At 72.0% G+C, this 16,287-nt stretch carries 19 protein-coding genes and 1 pseudogene; 9 read left to right on the top strand and 11 right to left on the bottom strand.

Annotated features, from left to right (window positions below):
* Nucleotides 1-20 precede the first annotated feature (20 nt).
* On the top strand, nt 21-989 hold the full coding sequence (locus tag OG272_RS01895; protein WP_327731792.1) for an aldo/keto reductase: 969 nt from the start codon (nt 21-23) through the stop codon (nt 987-989).
* Between the two features lie 54 nt (nt 990-1,043).
* Here OG272_RS01895 and OG272_RS01890 read toward each other — a convergent pair whose 3' ends face one another.
* Complete coding sequence (locus OG272_RS01890) at nt 1,044-1,544, bottom strand: hypothetical protein (RefSeq protein WP_405892299.1); 501 nt, start codon at nt 1,542-1,544, stop codon at nt 1,044-1,046.
* Nucleotides 1,545-1,980: 436 nt separating this feature from the next.
* On the opposite strand from OG272_RS01890, the gene mraY reads away from it, so the two are divergent.
* Entirely contained in the window at nt 1,981-3,048 is a 1,068-nt protein-coding gene (mraY, locus tag OG272_RS01885; protein ID WP_326573559.1) for a phospho-N-acetylmuramoyl-pentapeptide-transferase, read from the top strand.
* Between the two features lie 174 nt (nt 3,049-3,222).
* Here mraY and OG272_RS01880 read toward each other — a convergent pair whose 3' ends face one another.
* The 4 genes from OG272_RS01880 to OG272_RS01865 all read right to left on the bottom strand — a co-directional run bounded on the left by OG272_RS01880 (nt 3,223) and on the right by OG272_RS01865 (nt 5,574).
* Nucleotides 3,223-3,615, bottom strand: a complete 393-nt coding sequence (locus OG272_RS01880; protein WP_405892297.1) for an SgcJ/EcaC family oxidoreductase — start codon at nt 3,613-3,615, stop codon at nt 3,223-3,225.
* Nucleotides 3,616-3,966: 351 nt separating this feature from the next.
* Nucleotides 3,967-4,503 carry a GNAT family N-acetyltransferase gene (locus OG272_RS01875; protein ID WP_326573556.1) on the bottom strand — a complete coding sequence of 179 codons (537 nt, stop codon included), beginning with the start codon at nt 4,501-4,503 and terminating at the stop codon, nt 3,967-3,969.
* Between the two features lie 271 nt (nt 4,504-4,774).
* Nucleotides 4,775-5,314: a DUF6624 domain-containing protein gene (locus tag OG272_RS01870; protein ID WP_328222213.1), complete on the bottom strand. Its 540-nt coding sequence runs from the start codon at nt 5,312-5,314 to the stop codon at nt 4,775-4,777.
* Between the two features lie 14 nt (nt 5,315-5,328).
* Complete coding sequence (locus OG272_RS01865) at nt 5,329-5,574, bottom strand: hypothetical protein (RefSeq protein ID WP_327731796.1); 246 nt, start codon at nt 5,572-5,574, stop codon at nt 5,329-5,331.
* Nucleotides 5,575-5,831: 257 nt separating this feature from the next.
* Here OG272_RS01865 and OG272_RS01860 point away from each other — a divergent pair.
* A pseudogene (locus tag OG272_RS01860) lies at nt 5,832-6,236 on the top strand (SDR family NAD(P)-dependent oxidoreductase); the annotation flags it as partial.
* Between the two features lie 124 nt (nt 6,237-6,360).
* On the top strand, nt 6,361-6,726 hold the full coding sequence (locus OG272_RS01855) for an SDR family oxidoreductase (protein WP_405892293.1): 366 nt from the start codon (nt 6,361-6,363) through the stop codon (nt 6,724-6,726).
* A gap of 29 nt (nt 6,727-6,755) precedes the next feature.
* On the opposite strand, the gene OG272_RS01850 is transcribed toward OG272_RS01855, so the two are convergent.
* Nucleotides 6,756-8,168, bottom strand: coding sequence for a hypothetical protein (locus tag OG272_RS01850; protein ID WP_326573552.1), 1,413 nt, complete (start codon nt 8,166-8,168; stop codon nt 6,756-6,758).
* Between the two features lie 303 nt (nt 8,169-8,471).
* On the opposite strand from OG272_RS01850, the gene OG272_RS01845 reads away from it, so the two are divergent.
* The 5 genes from OG272_RS01845 to OG272_RS01825 all read left to right on the top strand — a co-directional run bounded on the left by OG272_RS01845 (nt 8,472) and on the right by OG272_RS01825 (nt 11,700).
* Entirely contained in the window at nt 8,472-9,293 is an 822-nt protein-coding gene (locus OG272_RS01845; RefSeq protein ID WP_326585474.1) for a helix-turn-helix transcriptional regulator, read from the top strand.
* 2 nt (nt 9,294-9,295) lie between these two features.
* Complete coding sequence (locus OG272_RS01840) at nt 9,296-9,547, top strand: DUF397 domain-containing protein (RefSeq protein ID WP_326573551.1); 252 nt, start codon at nt 9,296-9,298, stop codon at nt 9,545-9,547.
* A gap of 302 nt (nt 9,548-9,849) precedes the next feature.
* The gene (locus OG272_RS01835) at nt 9,850-10,344 is read left to right on the top strand and encodes a hypothetical protein (RefSeq protein ID WP_326573548.1); all 495 of its coding nucleotides are present in this window, start codon (nt 9,850-9,852) and stop codon (nt 10,342-10,344) included.
* 34 nt (nt 10,345-10,378) lie between these two features.
* The gene (locus OG272_RS01830) at nt 10,379-11,188 is read left to right on the top strand and encodes an SAM-dependent methyltransferase (protein ID WP_326573547.1); all 810 of its coding nucleotides are present in this window, start codon (nt 10,379-10,381) and stop codon (nt 11,186-11,188) included.
* An 89-nt stretch (nt 11,189-11,277) separates the two neighbouring features.
* Nucleotides 11,278-11,700: a MarR family transcriptional regulator gene (locus OG272_RS01825; protein WP_326573545.1), complete on the top strand. Its 423-nt coding sequence runs from the start codon at nt 11,278-11,280 to the stop codon at nt 11,698-11,700.
* Here the strand turns inward: OG272_RS01825 and OG272_RS01820 are convergent.
* The 5 genes from OG272_RS01820 to OG272_RS01800 are packed head-to-tail and all read right to left on the bottom strand — an operon-like array spanning nt 11,697 to nt 16,285.
* On the bottom strand, nt 11,697-13,442 hold the full coding sequence (locus OG272_RS01820) for a PP2C family protein-serine/threonine phosphatase (protein ID WP_405892289.1): 1,746 nt from the start codon (nt 13,440-13,442) through the stop codon (nt 11,697-11,699). The two genes, OG272_RS01825 and OG272_RS01820, sit on opposite strands and share 4 nt — an antisense overlap.
* Nucleotides 13,439-14,509 (bottom strand): SpoIIE family protein phosphatase, encoded by a 1,071-nt coding sequence (locus tag OG272_RS01815; RefSeq protein WP_405892287.1) that lies wholly within the window; start codon nt 14,507-14,509, stop codon nt 13,439-13,441. The genes OG272_RS01820 and OG272_RS01815 overlap by 4 nt, the downstream gene beginning before the upstream one ends.
* Nucleotides 14,509-14,949 carry an anti-sigma regulatory factor gene (locus tag OG272_RS01810; protein WP_326585473.1) on the bottom strand — a complete coding sequence of 147 codons (441 nt, stop codon included), beginning with the start codon at nt 14,947-14,949 and terminating at the stop codon, nt 14,509-14,511. The genes OG272_RS01815 and OG272_RS01810 overlap by 1 nt, the downstream gene beginning before the upstream one ends.
* Nucleotides 14,949-15,389, bottom strand: coding sequence for an STAS domain-containing protein (locus tag OG272_RS01805; protein ID WP_326573539.1), 441 nt, complete (start codon nt 15,387-15,389; stop codon nt 14,949-14,951). Before OG272_RS01805 ends, OG272_RS01810 begins: the two co-directional genes overlap by 1 nt.
* The gene (locus OG272_RS01800) at nt 15,386-16,285 is read right to left on the bottom strand and encodes an STAS domain-containing protein (protein ID WP_326573537.1); all 900 of its coding nucleotides are present in this window, start codon (nt 16,283-16,285) and stop codon (nt 15,386-15,388) included. Before OG272_RS01800 ends, OG272_RS01805 begins: the two co-directional genes overlap by 4 nt.
* Nucleotides 16,286-16,287 lie beyond the last annotated feature (2 nt).

Here is a 16,287-nt window from a genome sequence, read left to right as displayed (position 1 = left end):
CACAGGCAGGAGTTGCAACGATGCAGTACGTGAAGCTCGGCTCGACGGGTCTGGACGTGTCCCGGATCTGTGTGGGATGCATGAGTTTCGGGCTCCCCGACCGAGGCACGCACGAGTGGACCCTGGACGAGGAGGCGTCACGCCCGCTGATCCGTCAGGCGCTGGACGCCGGGATCAACTTCTTCGACACCGCGAACGTCTACTCCGACGGCACCAGTGAGGAGATCGTCGGCCGTGCGCTCGCGGAGTTCGCCCGGCGCGAGGAGATCGTCGTCGCGACCAAGGTGAACGGCGCCATGCACCAGGGCCCCAACGCCTGGGGCCTGTCCCGCAAGGCGATCATGACGGAGATCGACGACAGCCTGCGGCGCCTCGGCACCGACTACGTGGACCTCTACCAGATCCACCGCTTCGACCCGAACACCCCGGTCGAGGAGACGATGGAGGCCCTGCACGACGTGGTGAAGGCGGGCAAGGCCCGCTACATCGGGGCGAGTTCGATGTACGCCTGGCAGTTCGCCAAGATGCAGCACACCGCCCGTCAGAACGGCTGGACGCGGTTCGTGTCCATGCAGAACCACTACAACCTCCTCTACCGCGAGGAGGAGCGCGAGATGCTCCCGCTGTGCGAGGACCAGAGCGTCGCCACGCTGCCCTGGAGCCCGCTCGCCCGCGGTCGCCTCACCCGTGACTGGGACACCGTCACCGCACGCACCGAGACCGACAACTTCGGCAGGACCCTCTACCAGGAGGGCGACCGCGAGATCGTCGACGCCGTCACCCGTATCGCCGGCGAGCGCGGGGTGCCCCGCGCCCGGGTCGCCCTCGCCTGGCTGCTGAGCCGGCCCACCGTGACCGCCCCCATCGTCGGCGCGACCAAGCCCCACCACCTCGACGACGCCGTGGCCTCCCTGGACATCACCCTCACGGAGAAGGAGACCGAAGAGCTGGAGCGGCCCTACACACCCCGCGCGATCAGCGGTCACTGAGCCCGGCGGCGCTCGGCTTCGAGCGGCGGGCGCCCGCGCGGGGCCGCGCGGGCGTCACGGCCGGGCGTACTCCAGACGGACCGTGGTGGCGAGGCGGGCCAGGGCCTCCTCGGCCCCCTCGCGGTCGGTCTTGTCGAGCAGGGCGAGGGCGTCGGCGGCGGCCACGCGGACCCGCTGCGGCACCTCGTCGAGTGCGGCCATGCGGTAGGCGATGGTGCGGCGGGCCGCCCGCTCCTCGGGGCTGACGCCGTTCGGCCCGGTACGCGGGAAGACGGCGGCCTCGTAGGCGGTCACATGGATGAGCACGCCGTGCGCGATGCCCTCGGCGTAGCCCCGCTGACCGGCCTGCCGCTGGGCCATGGCGAAGTGCGCCATGGCCCGCCGCCGCACGACGAGCGAGCCCACCATGCCGACGAGCCCGGCGCACACGGCCGCTCCCAGGGCGACGAGACCGCCGCCGATCAGCGCGCCGATCAGGGCACCGCCCGCCATCAGCAGACAGGTCAGCCCGGTGGTCAGCATCAGCAGGGCGCGCGCGGGAGTGAAGGAGGCCATGACGTGCAGTGTCTCAGCCCTGGCCGGGTGCCCGAGCGGTGGGCCGGTGGGGGCGGCGGCCATGCGGTCCGTGCCGGACGGCCGGTCGGCGCCCGTGGTGACGGGTCACTCGCCGCCGGAGGGGTCCGGATGTTCCCCGCGGGACAGCCAGGTCGTGAGCACCGTTTCGGGTGACTCGGCCTCGGCCGACGTCAGCAGATCCGGCAGCCGGTGTTCGTTCCGCGCAGGTGCTCGGACTCGAAAGGAGCGGAGTAGTACCGGCGATCGCGCCGCGGACATCGCGCGATGCCACCCGCTCGCATTCCTCGGTCTCGCCGCCAACTACCCTCCGCCGTACGAAGATCAGGTGTCTGCATAGGGTGGGGCCCGTGAGAACCAGCGACACCGGTGAGGCAGTCGCGTATCCGAACGCGACCGAGGGGGAGACCGCCGTCCGATGAACCAGATCCTGTACGCCGGGGCCATCGGCCTGTTCCTGACGCTGATCGGCACACCGCTGCTGATCAAGTTGCTGGCCCGAAAGGGCTATGGGCAGTTCATCCGTGACGACGGCCCACGCGGCCACGCCGGCAAGCGCGGGACGCCCACGATGGGCGGTATCGCCTTCATCCTGGCCACCCTCGTGGCCTACGCCTCGACCAAAATCATCACCGGTGAGAGCCCGACGTACCCCGGTGCCCTGGTGCTCTTCCTGATGGCGGGCATGGGCGTGGTCGGGTTCCTCGACGACTACATCAAGATCGTGAAGCGGCGCTCGCTGGGGCTGCGGGCCGGGGCGAAGATGGCCGGTCAGCTGATCGTCGGCATCGTGTTCGCCCTTCTCGCCATCCGGTTCGCGGACGACCGGGGCCAGACGCCGGCCTCCCTGAAGCTGTCGTTCGTCACCGACTTCGGCTGGACCATCGGGCCGGTGCTGTTCGTCGTATGGGCCCTGTTCATGATCCTGGCCATGTCGAACGGGGTGAACCTGACCGACGGTCTGGACGGGCTCGCCACCGGCGCGTCGGTCATGGTCTTCGGCGGCTACACCTTCATCGGTCTGTGGCAGTTCCAGAACTCGTGCGCCAACGCCATGGAACTCACCGACCCCGCCTCCTGCATAGAGGTGCGCGATCCGCTCGACCTCGCGGTCGTCGCCGCCGCGCTGATGGGAGCCTGCTTCGGGTTCCTCTGGTGGAACACCTCGCCCGCCAAGATCTTCATGGGCGACACCGGGTCCCTGGCGCTCGGCGGCGCCCTCGCCGGCCTCGCCATCTGCTCCCGCACCGAACTGCTTCTCGCCATCCTCGGCGGGCTGTTCGTCCTGATCACGCTGTCGGTCGTCATCCAGGTCGGCTCGTTCAAACTGACCGGCAAGCGGGTCTTCCGCATGGCCCCGCTCCAGCACCACTTCGAGCTCAAGGGCTGGTCCGAGGTCCTGGTCGTGGTCCGCTTCTGGACCATCCAGGGCATCTGCGTGATCGCCGGCCTCGGTCTGTTCTACGCGGGATGGGCCGCGGGCTGAGACGGACGACTGCCCGGTGAGGTGCCGGCCGCCGCGCGTACACCTCGGTCCCGATCTTCCACGGGGTCGGCCAGGCCGCACACGAGCCTGGCGGCCCGGCCGTACCTCTGAAGAAGACCGACAGTCAGGCCGCCCGTCTGCGCGAGGGCTCACGCGGCGGACGGCCACCCCGTCCTACTCCGACCGGACTTCGGTGTTCTGGCAGGCGTGCAACAGCCAGGTGCCGTCATCCTGCTTGGTCATGACGTAGAGCGGGGCGCCCTCTGTGTCACCCTCTGCCGAGTGGTAGACCTGCCGCACCTTGACGGCTGCCACGTCGGGCCGCAGGAACTGCGTGTGGATCGCCTCGTACGTGACCTCGCCGTCCCAGCCGGTGCCGGGCAGCACGGCACGGGTGAACTCGGCGATGGCGTCGAACCCGACCAGGACCTTGCCATGGCCGGTCGTCCAAAGGGCCTCGGGGTGGAAGAGCGCGAGGAATCCCTCGGCGTCTTTGGCGCGCTGGGTGCGTTCGACGGTGGCCACGACCTCTTCGATGGCCTTGATATCTGCGGCTTCGGTGTTCATGCAGATCACTCTGCGACCTCAAGCGAACTTGAGGTCAAGGCCACCGTCGGGATCGCCCGGACAGGTCCCAGGCGTCGCGCGGCCCCCGTTGGGCCTGCCGGTCCGCCGCCCGGAGGACAAGGACAAGGTCGGCCACATGATGCTCCGTCCGCACGCCGACGGACCGGCGGCGGCCCGGTCCATCGGCGATGCCGCCCAACGAACAGTCGGCGTCTGCCAGTTGACGCAGACCGTCTGTTCCCTGGTCGAAGTCGGCCTGGGCGTCGTCCTCTCTTCCTTGCCCCGGTCGGCATGGGACGCATCCGACGCCAGGGCGTCGGGAGGAAGCCCGGCGAGCCGAGCCCGCCTGCGCTACGAGGTGCTCACCGCCAGCCGGAACACCACGTTCCGCCGCAGTGGCCCCTCCGGCACGGTCGGGTCGTCGAAGTCGTCGGCCGGGTCTCGGGTCATGCCGAGACGGCGCATCACCGCCCGGGAGCGGAGGTTGGTGGCGGTGGTCACCGCGAGGATCTCCGGGAGCCGGAGGTGGTCGAAGCCGAAGTGCACGACGGCCCGCGCGGCCTCGGTGGCGTAACCGTGGCCCCACGCGGTACGCGCCAGCCGCCAGCCCGCCTCCACTCCGGAGAACGGCATGCCCTCGTCCACCGGATCCAGTCCGGCGAAACCGATGAACTCGCCCGTGGCCCGCACCTCCACCGCCCACCAGCCCCAGCCCCGTCGGTCCAGGTCGGCCTGGAAGCTCGCGGTGGACGCCGCGCTCTGCTCGCTCGTGAGGACGCCCGGAAAGTACTTCCGCACCTCCGGATCGGCGTTCAGGGCCGCCCAGGGGACGAGGTCGGACTCCCGCCAGTCGCGCAGGAGAAGACGATCGGTTCGCAGTTCGGACATCGCGCCAACGTAACGCGATCACGGGACGGGAGCGATCGGATATCCGAGCCGGAAACGGCGGAGCGCCCTCGGCGCCGGACGAACACCGCGCCGCCGCCATCACCCCGACCGACCTGACCGACGACCGATTTCATCGCGGTCGACGACATCCTGCCCCACGGCGTTCCGGCGCCCGTTGCGCCGAGGCCTCCTCACCCGGATCCGACGACCTGGGGACTCCTCGGGTCGAATCCACCCCGCCGTCGAACCCGCAGCGGGTCGAGCCCCTTGCCTACAGCCCGCCGCTCGCACCCAACCCGCACCGCACCGCCCGCAGATGTTCGGCGAGGGGGCCGAGGCCCACGTCGTGGCGGCGTTCGTCGACCGTCTCCGGGTGGCGGACGGGGTACGGGAAGAGGGTGCCGGGGTTGATGCGGGTGCCGTAGAACTGGGGCTGGTTCAGGGCTACGGCGCAGTGGTCGGCGATGTAGGCGTGGTGCACGGCCGGGCAGCGGCCGTCCGCGACGGCCTCGGCGATCAGGTCGCGGCAGGTGAGCTGGAAGCCGAGGTCGGGGGAGTGCAGAAGGATCATCAGGGCCGCCGTGGAGGCGGGTTCGCCGACGGACTCGGCGGTGGGCCAGCCGTGGCGGCCGACGATCGCGCGCAGGGCGTTCCCGTTGCCGGCGCGGCACGCGGCGATACGGTCGCGGGCCCCCGCGGTGGGTGTGGAGCGGGCTTCGTGGGCAAGCCGCCGCTCGTCCTCGGCCCGGCGGATCAGCTCGGCGGCGAGCACCCGTGCGCGGGGCGGCGCGGTGTCGGAGGTGGGTTCCACGGCAGGGGCGCCCTTCACATCGGCTCCCCGGCGGCGAGCGAGAACCACACCGTCCCGCCCACGTCACCCGGTTCCGGTGGATCGGTACCCCGGTCGTCGCCCGGCGCGGCGACGACACACAGCCCGCGTCCCGACTCGGCGACCGGGCCCACGGTCCGTGACGGGGGCGACCCGGGCGAGGGCTCGGCGAACGTCACGCGCAGGTCGCGCCCGGCGCGTACCGCCCTCGGGAAGAGGCGGGGTCTCCTGAGGGGGATCAAGGCAGCCTCACCCCGCCCAGTGGTCGGTCGGCCCCGCCGGACGGGGCGTCAAGGACGCTCCACCCGGGGTCGTGTGCCGCTGCGGCAGGGATCCGTCGGCGGGATGTGCCGACACTGACCGCCGTCATCGAGTGTCCTCCGAGTCCTTGGGGGTGCTGTTGTCGAAGACAACAGCACCGGGCACACACATCACCAGGTGGTGGAGGGGTTGTGCAGTTGCGGGCGGGTAGTGGCGCGCGCTGTATAGGTTCCCGACCATGGTGAACGTCGACGAGAACCCGCTGCTTGGCGAGCGGTACGTCCCGGCCGGCTGGCCCGGCATGCGCGGCAAGAGGGTGGTGGTCACCGGGGGCAGCCGGGGTCTGGGCGCGGACGTCGTACGGCTTCTGCTCGCCGAGGGCGCCCGGGTGGCGACCTGCGCGCGGGAGGAGGCGGGGCTGAGGGCATTGGGCGACTCCTTGACGGGGGAGGAGCGGGACCGGCTCTTCACCGATCGACTCGACGTCACCGAGCCCGGACGACTGGAGGACTTCGTCACGGCAGCGACGAAACGTTTCGGCGCAGATGGAGGCGACGGAGTCGATGTACTCGATGGAGTCGACGGGCTCGAAGGTGTCGATGGACTCGACGGCCTCGTGGCCTGTGTGGGCGGCTCCCGAGGTGGCGCCTTCGAACAGGCGGACGGCGCCGACTGGGCGGCGACCTGGGAACTGAACGTAGGGGCACACCGCCCGTCTCGTCCGTGCCGCGCTGCCGCGTCTGCGCGCGGCCGGCGGCGGTTCGATCGTGCTGATCGGCTCGATCTCGGGCTGGAAGCCGGGACCGCCCGCCCAGTACGGCGTGGCGAAGAGCGCCCTGATCCACCTGGCCGCCTCCCTGGCCCGCGAGCTGGGCCCGGACCGCATCCGCGTCAACGCCGTGTCACCGGGCTCGATGCTGACCCCGGGCCGTCGCTGGGACCGTATGCGCCGCGAGGACCCGCAGGCGTACGACGCCTTCGTCGGGGCGGAGCTGCCGACCGGTGCCCCCGTCAGCCCGCACGAGGTGGCGCGCACGGTGGTGTTCCTGCTCTCCGACTGGGCCACCGGCGTCTCCGGCGCCCACCTGCCCGTGGACCGGGCCCAGAACGCGCCCTCGCCGGACGGCTATTGAGGCAGTCCTGGGCCGAAGCGGTCCCACCGTCAGGCCGCCGCCCCCAGCACCATCCGCGACCGGCGTTCGAAGTCCGCCACGAGGGGCTCGTGGCGGCGGGACGCCAGTCGGCCCCGGAAGTCGCGGAGGGCCTGGATGGACCGTTCGCTGTGCACACCGCTGAGCGCTTCGAGCGCGTCGGTGGCCGTGGCGATGGCTTCGTCGAGGCGGTTCTGCTGGAGATGGGCGGTCGCGAGGACCGACCGGCTGATGGCCTGGCGCCGGCGGCGGTCGGCGTGGGCTCGCACCGACTCGCGCGCGGTGTGCTCGGCCTGCGCGGCGAGGCCCAGGTCGCGGAAGCAGACGGCGGACTCGGCCTGGAGATAGTGGTGGTCGAGGAACCGGACCCAGGGCGACTCCTGGGCGGCACCCCGGCTCGCGTCGAGCTGCTTCTCGGCGGCGCGCAGCGCCTCGGCGGTCTCGCGGGGCCGGCCCAGCGCCGCGTGTCCGCGCGCGGACATGGCGTGCAGCCGCATCAGGCCGAGGGGGCTGCCCGCGTCCTTGGCGGTGGCGACCCCGGCCCGGGCCAGGGCCACGCCCTCGTCGGGGCGGCCCAGGCTGGTCGCCAGATGGGACAGCCCGGCCAGGATCTGCCCGCCCAGCACATGGTCGCGGCCCTCCGCGCAGAGCCGGAGCCCCTGCGTCATGTACCGCTGGGCCAGGCCGTACTCCCCGGCGTCGTACGAGCTCCAGCCCGCCATGGCGGCGAGCCGGGCGGCGGCGGCGAACAGCTCGCGCCGGTGGTGCGGCGGCATGCCGCGCTGCTGGAGCAGGGGGATGACCTCGGTGGTGAGGTACTGCACGATGCTCGTGCGGATACCGCCGCCCCCGTAGTGGTTGTCCATCTCGTCGAACATGCGGAGCATCGCGTGGACCTGCTCCACCGGCCCGCCACCCGACACCGGTGCGAGGCGGGGGGCGTCCCGGCTCTCCACCAGCCACAGCAGCCAGGCCCGCTGAGGGTTCGTCAGGGCCCCCGGAACGAACGGCACCGAACCGAGCAGACTGCGCCGCGCGATGTCGGTGGAGCCCAGCTCGGCCAGGGTGTGCAGCGTCTCCGCCACGTTCTCGACGTACATCAACGCCCGTCCCGTCACCGGTCGTCCGCGATCGAGCGGGAAACCGAGGTCGGCCGGAGTGAGCGCGCGGCCCAGCCGTTCGCCGAGGACCGCGGCGATCAACTCCGGTGTGTTGCCACGTGGTTGCTGGCCCTGGAGCCAGCGGGTGACGGAGGCCTTGTCGTAGCAGGTCTCCGTGCCCTGGCAGCGGCCCAGTTCATTGACCCGGAGGGCGAGGGACGCGTACGAGCAGCCCGCCTCCTTCAAAGCCGTCGCCAGCGGCTTGTTGGGCCCGCCGGTCCCCTTGACCGGGCTCCTTGGTAATCCGTTCGTCACGGCGGCCATCCAGATGTCGCATCGTGTCGGCGCACGGCTTGACCCGCGCCCGCCGTGGCGCCAACTCCTGGGCGGGCCGGAGGAGTTCGAGGGACGCTGCCCGCGATGTGCGGCAGGTCGCTCGATCACTATGGTGGCCGAACAACGCAGCCCGCAACCTGCGTTCTGATAATTTCAGAATGAACGGCGAGAGCCTGTCCGTGTCAACGGATCGCGTGGCACACTGCACGCTGTGAATCCCGCCCGGGGAGGTTGCACGTGAGTGAGACCCGCTCAGGAGGGAGCGCTCCTGCGGCGCCCACGGTCCTGCGCATGGTCCTCGGCAAAAGGCTCCGCCAGCTGCGGGAGCAGGCCGGAGTCTCCTTCGACGACGCCGCCCGCGCCATCGAGGTCACCGCCCTGACCGTCCGCCGCATGGAGAAGGCCGAGGTCGGTCTCCGTATCCCCTACGTGAAGGAGCTGCTACGCACCTACGGGGTCTCCGGCACCGAGATCGAGGGCTTCCTCTCCCTCGCCCGTGAGGCCAACCAGCCCGGCTGGTGGCACAAGTTCCGCGACGTGCTGCCGGAGTGGTTCAGCGCGTACGTGAGCCTGGAGAGCGAAGCCGCTGTCATCCGGCTCTACGAACCCCAGTACGTCCCCGGTCTGTTGCAGACCCACGACTACGCCGCCGCCCTCATCCGGGTCGGCTTCCCCAACGCGAGCCCCGAGGAGGTCGAGCGCCACGTCGAGCTGCGCCTCAGGCGCCAGGACCTGCTGGTCAAACCCGAGGCACCGGCCGTCTGGGCCATCCTCGACGAGACCGTACTGCGCCGGCCGGTGGGCGGCCCCGAGGTCATGCGGGCCCAGATCGACCGGCTCGTCGAGGCGACGGAACGGCCCAAGGTCAGGATCCAGATCATGCGGTTCGCGGCCGGACCCCACCCGGGGGCGTACGGCCCCTTCCACTACTTCCGCTTCGGCTTCTCCGAACTCCCCGACATCGTCTACACCGAGGGCCTCGCGGGCGCCCAGTACGTCGACCAGCCCGTGGACGTCGTGACCTATCTGGAGGTACTGGACCGGATGTCCGTGCAGGCGGAACCGGTGGCCCGGACCAGGGACATCCTGGCGGCACTACGCAAGGAGTTGTGAACATGGCAAGGACACCCGACGGCCCCGTCCACAGCGGCATGCCCGCTCCCGAACTCGGCGCCGAGGGCTGGCGCAAACCCTGGAGCGGCACCAACGGCGGTTCCTGCGTCGAGGCCAAGCGCCTGCCCGACGGCAGTGTCGCCTTCCGCCAGTCCACCGACCCGGACGGCCCCGCCCTCGTCTACTCACGGGAGGAGATGGTGGCGTTCCTGGAGGGCGCCAAGGCCGGCGAGGCCGACTTCCTCATCGCCTGAGGCCGCCGCTCCACCGCACCCGACGGCCCCGCGGACGCTCCGCTCGACCTGACGACCGATACGGTCGCCGCGCGGATCACTACGCCCGCACAACCGGACAACCCGCACACGCGCTCCCGTCACCTGTCGGCCGCGCCCAGACTGGGGTCACCTCCGGGCCGCGCACGGGTCCGGGGGGCCGACACCCGCCGCGCACCACCCGAAGGGAGCGGCATGCGTACGCCGCCTCGTGTCCCGGGTCGAGCCATGCCGTCCGCCGGACACGCCGGCCGCCCCGGCCGGGCCGCTCCCGAGGGGCGGAGATGACCTCGCCCCCGACGCTCACCCGGTATCGGACCCTGATCATCGAGGGGCACGAAGGACCCGGCCGGACCCAACTGGTCGCCGAGCTGGCCCAGCTCGGCTTCGAGGTCCGCCACATGCCGACGTCCCTCCACCACCTGGACCCGGCCCTGCCCTACCGCGAACTCCTCGCCGGGCCCGGACGCCTGGCCGTCGACGGGAACCTCATCGCGGAACTCGTCCACGGGCCGCTGTGCCGGGGCCGCTCCCGGGTCACCTGGATGCAGGCCCTGGATCTCGCCGACGCCGTGGCCGAACGCGACGGAGCCATGCTCCACCTGACCACGTCCGAGGCCACGGAGGCCGCCACCGCTTACGCCCGGGTGTTCCGAACCCTCGCCCAGCATGTGCCGGTGGTGACCCTCGATGTCGGCGAGTCGGGCGGCCCCATCCGTGCTCCCGCTTCTCGTTCATCACAACTCTGGCGAAACGCACGGCAGTTGACGATAGGTTAGCGACGACCACGCGATGTGAGGCAGGAGAGTTCCCATGGCAGACGGCCACCCCACTCCCGATCAGGAAGCCCTGTCGAAGATCGACACCACGGTGCCGCACTCGGCCCGCATCTGGAACTACTGGATGGGCGGCAAGGACAACTACGAGGTCGACCGCGAGGCGGGCGACGCCTACCGCGAGATCGCCCCCAACATCGAGACGATGGCCCGCGCCTCCCGCGTCTACCTCATCCGCACGGTCACCTTCGTGGCCCGCGAGCGCGGAATCCGCCAGTTCCTGGACATCGGCACCGGCCTTCCGACGTACGACAACACCCACCAGGTGGCCCAGAAGGTCGCCCCGGAGTCCCGCATCGTCTACGTCGACAACGACCCGCTGGTGCTGCGGCACGCGCAGGCGCTGCTCACCAGCACACCCGAAGGGGTCACCGACTACGTCGACGCCGACCTGCACGACCCCGACACCATCCTCGAGGCCGCCGGGAAGATCCTCGACTTCAGCAAGCCCGTGGCGCTGATGCTGATGGGTATCCTCGGTCACATCCAGGACTACGAGGAGGCCAAGGACATCGTCCGCCGCCTCCAGGCCGCCCTGCCGCCGGGCAGTTACTTCGTCCACTACGACAGCACGGACACGGACGCCGAACTCAAGCGCGCCCAGGACGGCTACGACGACACCGGCGCCGTCCCGTACGTCCTGCGCAGCCCCCGGCAGCTGCACGCCTACTACGAGGGCCTGGAGCTGCTGGAGCCCGGCATCGTGTCCTGCCCGCTGTGGCGTCCGGAGCCGGGCACGGACCCGGAGCCGACGGACGTGTACGGGGGAGTGGCCTACAAGGCGTAGCGGCGCCGGCCCGGCGCGGGAGACCTGGGCGGTCGGTGAGCATCCGGTGACTGCCGTGTACTCCCGGGCACTTCGGGTAGGCCCCCCGCATGACCGGCCCCGCCGACTTCGACCGGCAGGTTCTCGACGCCGTGGAGAACCTGGTGCCGCTCTGGTTCTCGGCAGTCGAGGACGTCACGCCGAGGCTGTCCCCGAGACAGATACTGGCGCTCAGAGCGGTGCGCCATCGTCCCGAGCTGAACCTGACCGCCCTGGCGGAGCAGCTCGCCGTCGGCCTGCCCACGGCCAGTCGGCTCTGCGACCGGCTCGAAGCGGCCGGTCTGCTCCAGCGGTACGTCCGGCTCGACGACCGGCGCGAGGTCCGCCTGGTGCTGACGGAGGGCGGGCACGGGTTCCTCGCGGACGTCACCGAGCGTCTGTCCGCGCGTCTCGGCGACGTCCTGGCGGCGATGCCGCCGGCGCGACGCGCGCGTGTCGAGCAGGTGTTGCGGGCCCTGGGGGGATCCGGTTAGGCGAGCTGCGCCGTGACACGCCCCGCGGCACTGTGCACATGGCAGAGCAGCAGGCACACGTCGTCCTCGTGCTCGTCGTCCAGCAAGGGGTGGAGGAGCTGGTCGGCGGATTCCTCGAGGTCGTCGTCGAGCGTGGCGGGCGGCAGCCCCCCGAGGACCGTGGCCAACTGTTCGATGCCCGGGTCGATGCCCTGGGCACGGCGTTCCACCAGCCCGTCCGTGTAGAGCGCCAGGGTCGAGCCGGGCGGCAGCGGGGCGGTGTGGTCGGCGATCTCCTGGTGGATGGGGATGCCGAGCATCGCGCCGGGCTTGGCGTCCAGGATCCGCACCTCCCCGTCGGGTGAGCGCAGCACCGGCGGCGGATGTCCCGCGGCGGCCCAGGTGAGGGTGGGTTCGTGCGGATGGAACCGGGCTATGACGGCGGTGGCGTACAGGTCGGGCTGCAGATGGTGCAGGAACAGATGGAGGTGGGTGAGGAGCTGACCGGGGGTCTTGCCGTCGACCGCGTAGGCGCGCAGCGCGGTGCGCAGCTGGCTCATCATCACCGCGGCGTGCAGACCGTGCCCGGTGACGTCGCCGATCACGGTGATCAGGCCGCCGTCGGGCTGGCGGAAGGCGTCGTACCAGTCGCCGCCGATGTTCAGGCCCCGGGTGGCCGGCAGATACCGCGCGGCCAGCCGTAGCCCCGGGGTGGTGGGCAGCTCGGTGAGCAGGGCCCGTTGCAGGGTCTCGGCGATGTCGCGGTTGTGCTCGAAGCGCCGGGCGTTCTCCAGGGCGACACCGGCCCGCCGGGCAAGCTCGATCAGCATGAAGGCGTCGTCGGCGTCCCAGCGCTCGTCGTGGGGCGGTGACAGCGTCAGCACGCCCAGGGGCGCGCCCCGGGTCATCAGGGGCACGCACAGCAGTGGCCGGGCGGGGTCGAGCGCCGAGGGCGGCTGGTCGTCGACTCCGGGGAGGCCGCCGGGGTGGTCGGCGGCGTACTGGGGGCGCCCGCGGCGGGCCGCGACGACGGCGGCGGCCGGACGGGGGCCGCCGCGGGCCACGTCGCTTTCCCCGTCGAACAGCCATACGTCGGCGGTGCGGGCGTACCGGGGCACCAGGAGGGTGGGCAGCAGCCGCGTGATCGCGTCGGGGTTGAGGGACGCGGTCAGGGCGGCACTGGCGTCGGCGAGGAAGGTCAGACGGCCCCGCGCGTTCTCGGCCTCCTTGCGGGCCTTCTGCTCGGCGGCGAAGAGATCGCGCTGCGCACGCCCGGCAGCGTCCAGTTCGGCGTGCAGGGCGAGGACGCCCTGGTTGGTCTGGTGGAGCTCCTCGCGGTGGAACGCGACCAGCGCCTCCTGCTCGTCGAGCTTCTCCAGCAGCAGCGCGGTGTCCTCGTCGGCCCCGAACAGGGCCTCCGCGAGCGTCGTCGGATCACCGGACACGTACTCGCTGTCCGGCAGCCGGCCCTCCTCCGAGCAGGCGACCGTCAGCCGCCAGGGCTGCCGGAACTCGCCCGGCCGCCGGTTCGGCGACGTCACCTCGACCAGGAACCGGGTACCGCCGGGCCGCGCCGTGGTGACCCGCGTGGTCAGCAGCCACGCGCCTCCCTTGGTGAGGCACTGCCGCAGCTGCGCGGTGAGCATGGACACCAGCCGGGCCCGGTCGGTCGGGGAGACGCCGTGCGCGGTGGCCAGCCGTGCGGTGGCGATACGGGCCCGGGCGGCGTCGGTGACGGAACTGACATGCCAGGTACGGGTCATGGAAGGTGGTCCGGCGGGGAGGGGCTCAGTACGGCGACGGTGGTGTCGTCGCGTACCGGCCGGGCGGGGCTGCTCGCGTCGCGCACGATCACGGCGGCGATCACAGCGGGGTCGAGGGAGGGGCTGTGGGCGGCGGGCCCCGGACTCCAGCGGCTGGGCAGGCCGTCGCTGTGCAGCACGAGCAGGCAGTCGTCCTCCCAGGCCGCCTCGTGCTGCGGGAGATGGGCGGCCCGATGGGCGCCGACTATGCCGGGCCGCGACAGCAACGGCTGCCAGTCCGCGCCGGTGCGCAGCCGGGCGCCGATGTTGCCGATGCCGGAGAACAGCAACCGCCGTGCGCCTACGTCGAGTTGGGCGACGGCGACGGCCGCGCCCCGGGTGTCGCGCAGCGCGCCCTCCAGCCGTCGCAGCAGCTGTGCGGGGGGCAGTTCGGGCGCGCGGTACAGCTGCTCCACGGCCGCCGAGGAGGCCCGCGCCGCCGCCATGCCGTGGCCCAGGCCGTCGGCGAGCATCAGCGTGGTGAGGTCGCCCGCCTGGACCCAGGCCCAGGCGTCGCCGGAGAACTCCGCTCCCGCGAAGGGCACGTTGACGCCGCCGGCGCGCACGGCCGGCGCGGGGGAGGGGGACGGACCGGAGCGGCGTTCCGGTCGGGCGCCGAGCCGGGCCAGGGCGATGGTGCCCCGGCCGACCGTGCTGTGCAGGTCGAAGTCGTCGGCGACCCGTCGGCAGGTGCCGAGACCGGCGCCGAGCGAGGACGTCGTCGAGAAGCCGTCCCGCAGCGCGCCCGCGACGTCGCGCACCCCCGGCCCGTGGTCGATCGCCACGATCTGCACCATGGGGGCCGCGCCGTCCGCCCGCTCCGGGGCGGGGCGGGAGACGACGTCGAGCAGTATCAGCCCGCCACCGGCGTGCTTGAGCAGATTAGTCGCCAGTTCGGTGGCGACCAGCGCGCAACCGGCGGCACGACTGTCGTCCAGCCCGGCCCGCGCGGCCGCGGCCTCGGCGGCCACCCGGGCGTCGCGCACCCGGGTGGAATCGTGCACCGGAACCTCCCAGACGCGTGGCATCACCGCTCCTCACGCGGGCGCGGCGCACCCGCCGGCCAGGACGTCACCGTGACCGTCGTGCCCGAGCCGGGGCGGCTGTCGATCGCGAACTCGTGGACCAGCCGCCGGGCGCCGCCCAGACCCATCCCCAGGCCCTCGCCGGAGGTGTAGCCGTCGATGAGGGCCTGGTCGAGGTCCGCGATGCCGGGCCCCTCGTCGCTGAACGCCAGCCGAAGCCCCCGTGCGCCGCCCTTGTCCACGGGAGCGCACTCCATCTGGCCCCCGCCTCCGTGGACGAGGGTGTTGCGGGCCAGCTCGCTGGCGGCGGTGACGAGTTTGGTCTGCTCGACCAGACTGAAGCCGAGCTGGGCGGCCGCCTGGCGCACATGCTGACGTACCCACACCAGATCGAGGTCCGAGTGGATCGGCAGGCAGGCGGAGATGCCGCCGGCGGTCTGCATCACGGACTCTCCTGGCGGGCGTGCCCTCGGCGGGAAAAGGTCGGGTCCGGTTCGCCGAGGAGGCGCAGCGCGTCCTCGGTGCTGAGCGCGGTACGCAGCCCCGGCAGGGTCAGACCCAGCTCCACCAGGGTGATCGCCACGGCCGGACGCATGCCCGCCACCACCGTTCCGGCGGCGAGCAGGCTCGTCTGGGCGGCGATGTCGCCGAGCACCCGGCCCAGGAACGAGTCGACCATCTCCACACCGGAGAGGTCGATGACCACGCCCGTGGCGCCGCTGCGCGCGACCGTGTCGCTGATGTCCTGCTGGAGCTGCTCCGCCGCGCCGTCGTGCAGATCGCCCTGGAGCGACACCAGGAGCACGTTGCCGAGCTTGAGCACGGGCACGGGCGCCCCGTACGAGGACGGTCCGCCGTACGCGGCGAAGAGTTCGCCGCTCACCTGTGCCCCGAACCGGTGCCGTCGCGGGACACGATGTCCGTGCCCAGCTTCCGCAACGCGTAGGCCAGGGCGTCCGCGAGGCTGGTGCGGGTGAGCACCGAGCTCAGGTCGATGCCCAGATGGACGATGGTCTGCGCGATCGGCGGCCGGATACCGGAGACGATGCACTCGGCTCCCATCAGCCGCGCCGCCGCCACGGTCTTCATGAGGTGCTGGGCCACCAGGGAGTCGACGGTGGGGACCCCGGTGATGTCCAGGATGGCGAACCGGGCGTGCTGCTCGACGATCGAGTCGAGGAGCCGCTCCATCACCACCTGGCTGCGCGCGCTGTCCAGCGTGCCGATCAGGGGGACGGCGACGATGCCCTCCCACAGGCTGATCACCGGCGTGGCGACCTCCATCAGCTGCAGCCGCTGCCGGTGGATGAGTTCCTCGCCCTCGCTGAGCGCGGTCTCCAGCACCACCAGCCGCAGGGTGCCCATCAGGACCGTCAGGGTCGTGGTGCACTCGCGGAGGTGTGTGGCCGGCGCGGCGGCGAACTCGGCGACGAGGAGTTCGGTGACGGGCGGCCGCAGCGCGTCCACCTCGGCGGAGATCTGCGTCACGGTGGAACCGGCCCGGGCCCGGGAGGCCGCCGTCCGCGCGAGCTGTTCGCGCACCACGTGGAAGCCGCCGGACTCCGCGTCCTCGACGCTGTCCGCGGCGGCCACGGCGGCGAGCGCGTCCACGACGGCCCGGCCCGCCTCCACCGCCTCGTCCCGGGAGTGGGTGAAGACGGTACGGAACAGCGCGGCGTCGGCCCAGCGCTGGGCGATCTGTTCCTGGCGGTTGCGCAGGAAGTCCGCCACTTCCTGCGCCGGTGTCAACTGCTGGCCTGCCGTGTCCTGTTCCGGCACGG

This window comes from Streptomyces sp. NBC_00104 (assembly GCF_045160825.1).
Lineage (GTDB): Bacteria > Actinomycetota > Actinomycetes > Streptomycetales > Streptomycetaceae > Streptomyces.
Note: the sequence above shows the minus strand (reverse complement) of the source record. Positions and strands in the feature narration are given on the sequence as shown.

What these genes read in the sequence shown, in the direction of transcription:
- OG272_RS01850 (WP_326573552.1), bottom strand. Translation starts at nt 8,168, where the DNA reads ATGGCCGCCGTGACGAACGGATTACCAAGGAGCCCGGTCAAGGGGACC.
- OG272_RS01815 (WP_405892287.1), bottom strand. Translation starts at nt 14,509, where the DNA reads ATGCCACGCGTCTGGGAGGTTCCGGTGCACGATTCCACCCGGGTGCGC.
- OG272_RS01820 (WP_405892289.1), bottom strand. Translation starts at nt 13,442, where the DNA reads ATGACCCGTACCTGGCATGTCAGTTCCGTCACCGACGCCGCCCGGGCC.
- OG272_RS01895 (WP_327731792.1), top strand. Translation starts at nt 21, where the DNA reads ATGCAGTACGTGAAGCTCGGCTCGACGGGTCTGGACGTGTCCCGGATC.
- OG272_RS01835 (WP_326573548.1), top strand. Translation starts at nt 9,850, where the DNA reads ATGACCTCGCCCCCGACGCTCACCCGGTATCGGACCCTGATCATCGAG.
- OG272_RS01890 (WP_405892299.1), bottom strand. Translation starts at nt 1,544, where the DNA reads ATGGCCTCCTTCACTCCCGCGCGCGCCCTGCTGATGCTGACCACCGGG.
- OG272_RS01875 (WP_326573556.1), bottom strand. Translation starts at nt 4,503, where the DNA reads ATGTCCGAACTGCGAACCGATCGTCTTCTCCTGCGCGACTGGCGGGAG.
- OG272_RS01845 (WP_326585474.1), top strand. Translation starts at nt 8,472, where the DNA reads ATGGTCCTCGGCAAAAGGCTCCGCCAGCTGCGGGAGCAGGCCGGAGTC.
- mraY (WP_326573559.1), top strand. Translation starts at nt 1,981, where the DNA reads ATGAACCAGATCCTGTACGCCGGGGCCATCGGCCTGTTCCTGACGCTG.
- OG272_RS01810 (WP_326585473.1), bottom strand. Translation starts at nt 14,949, where the DNA reads ATGCAGACCGCCGGCGGCATCTCCGCCTGCCTGCCGATCCACTCGGAC.
- OG272_RS01840 (WP_326573551.1), top strand. Translation starts at nt 9,296, where the DNA reads ATGGCAAGGACACCCGACGGCCCCGTCCACAGCGGCATGCCCGCTCCC.
- OG272_RS01830 (WP_326573547.1), top strand. Translation starts at nt 10,379, where the DNA reads ATGGCAGACGGCCACCCCACTCCCGATCAGGAAGCCCTGTCGAAGATC.
- OG272_RS01825 (WP_326573545.1), top strand. Translation starts at nt 11,278, where the DNA reads ATGACCGGCCCCGCCGACTTCGACCGGCAGGTTCTCGACGCCGTGGAG.
- OG272_RS01880 (WP_405892297.1), bottom strand. Translation starts at nt 3,615, where the DNA reads ATGAACACCGAAGCCGCAGATATCAAGGCCATCGAAGAGGTCGTGGCC.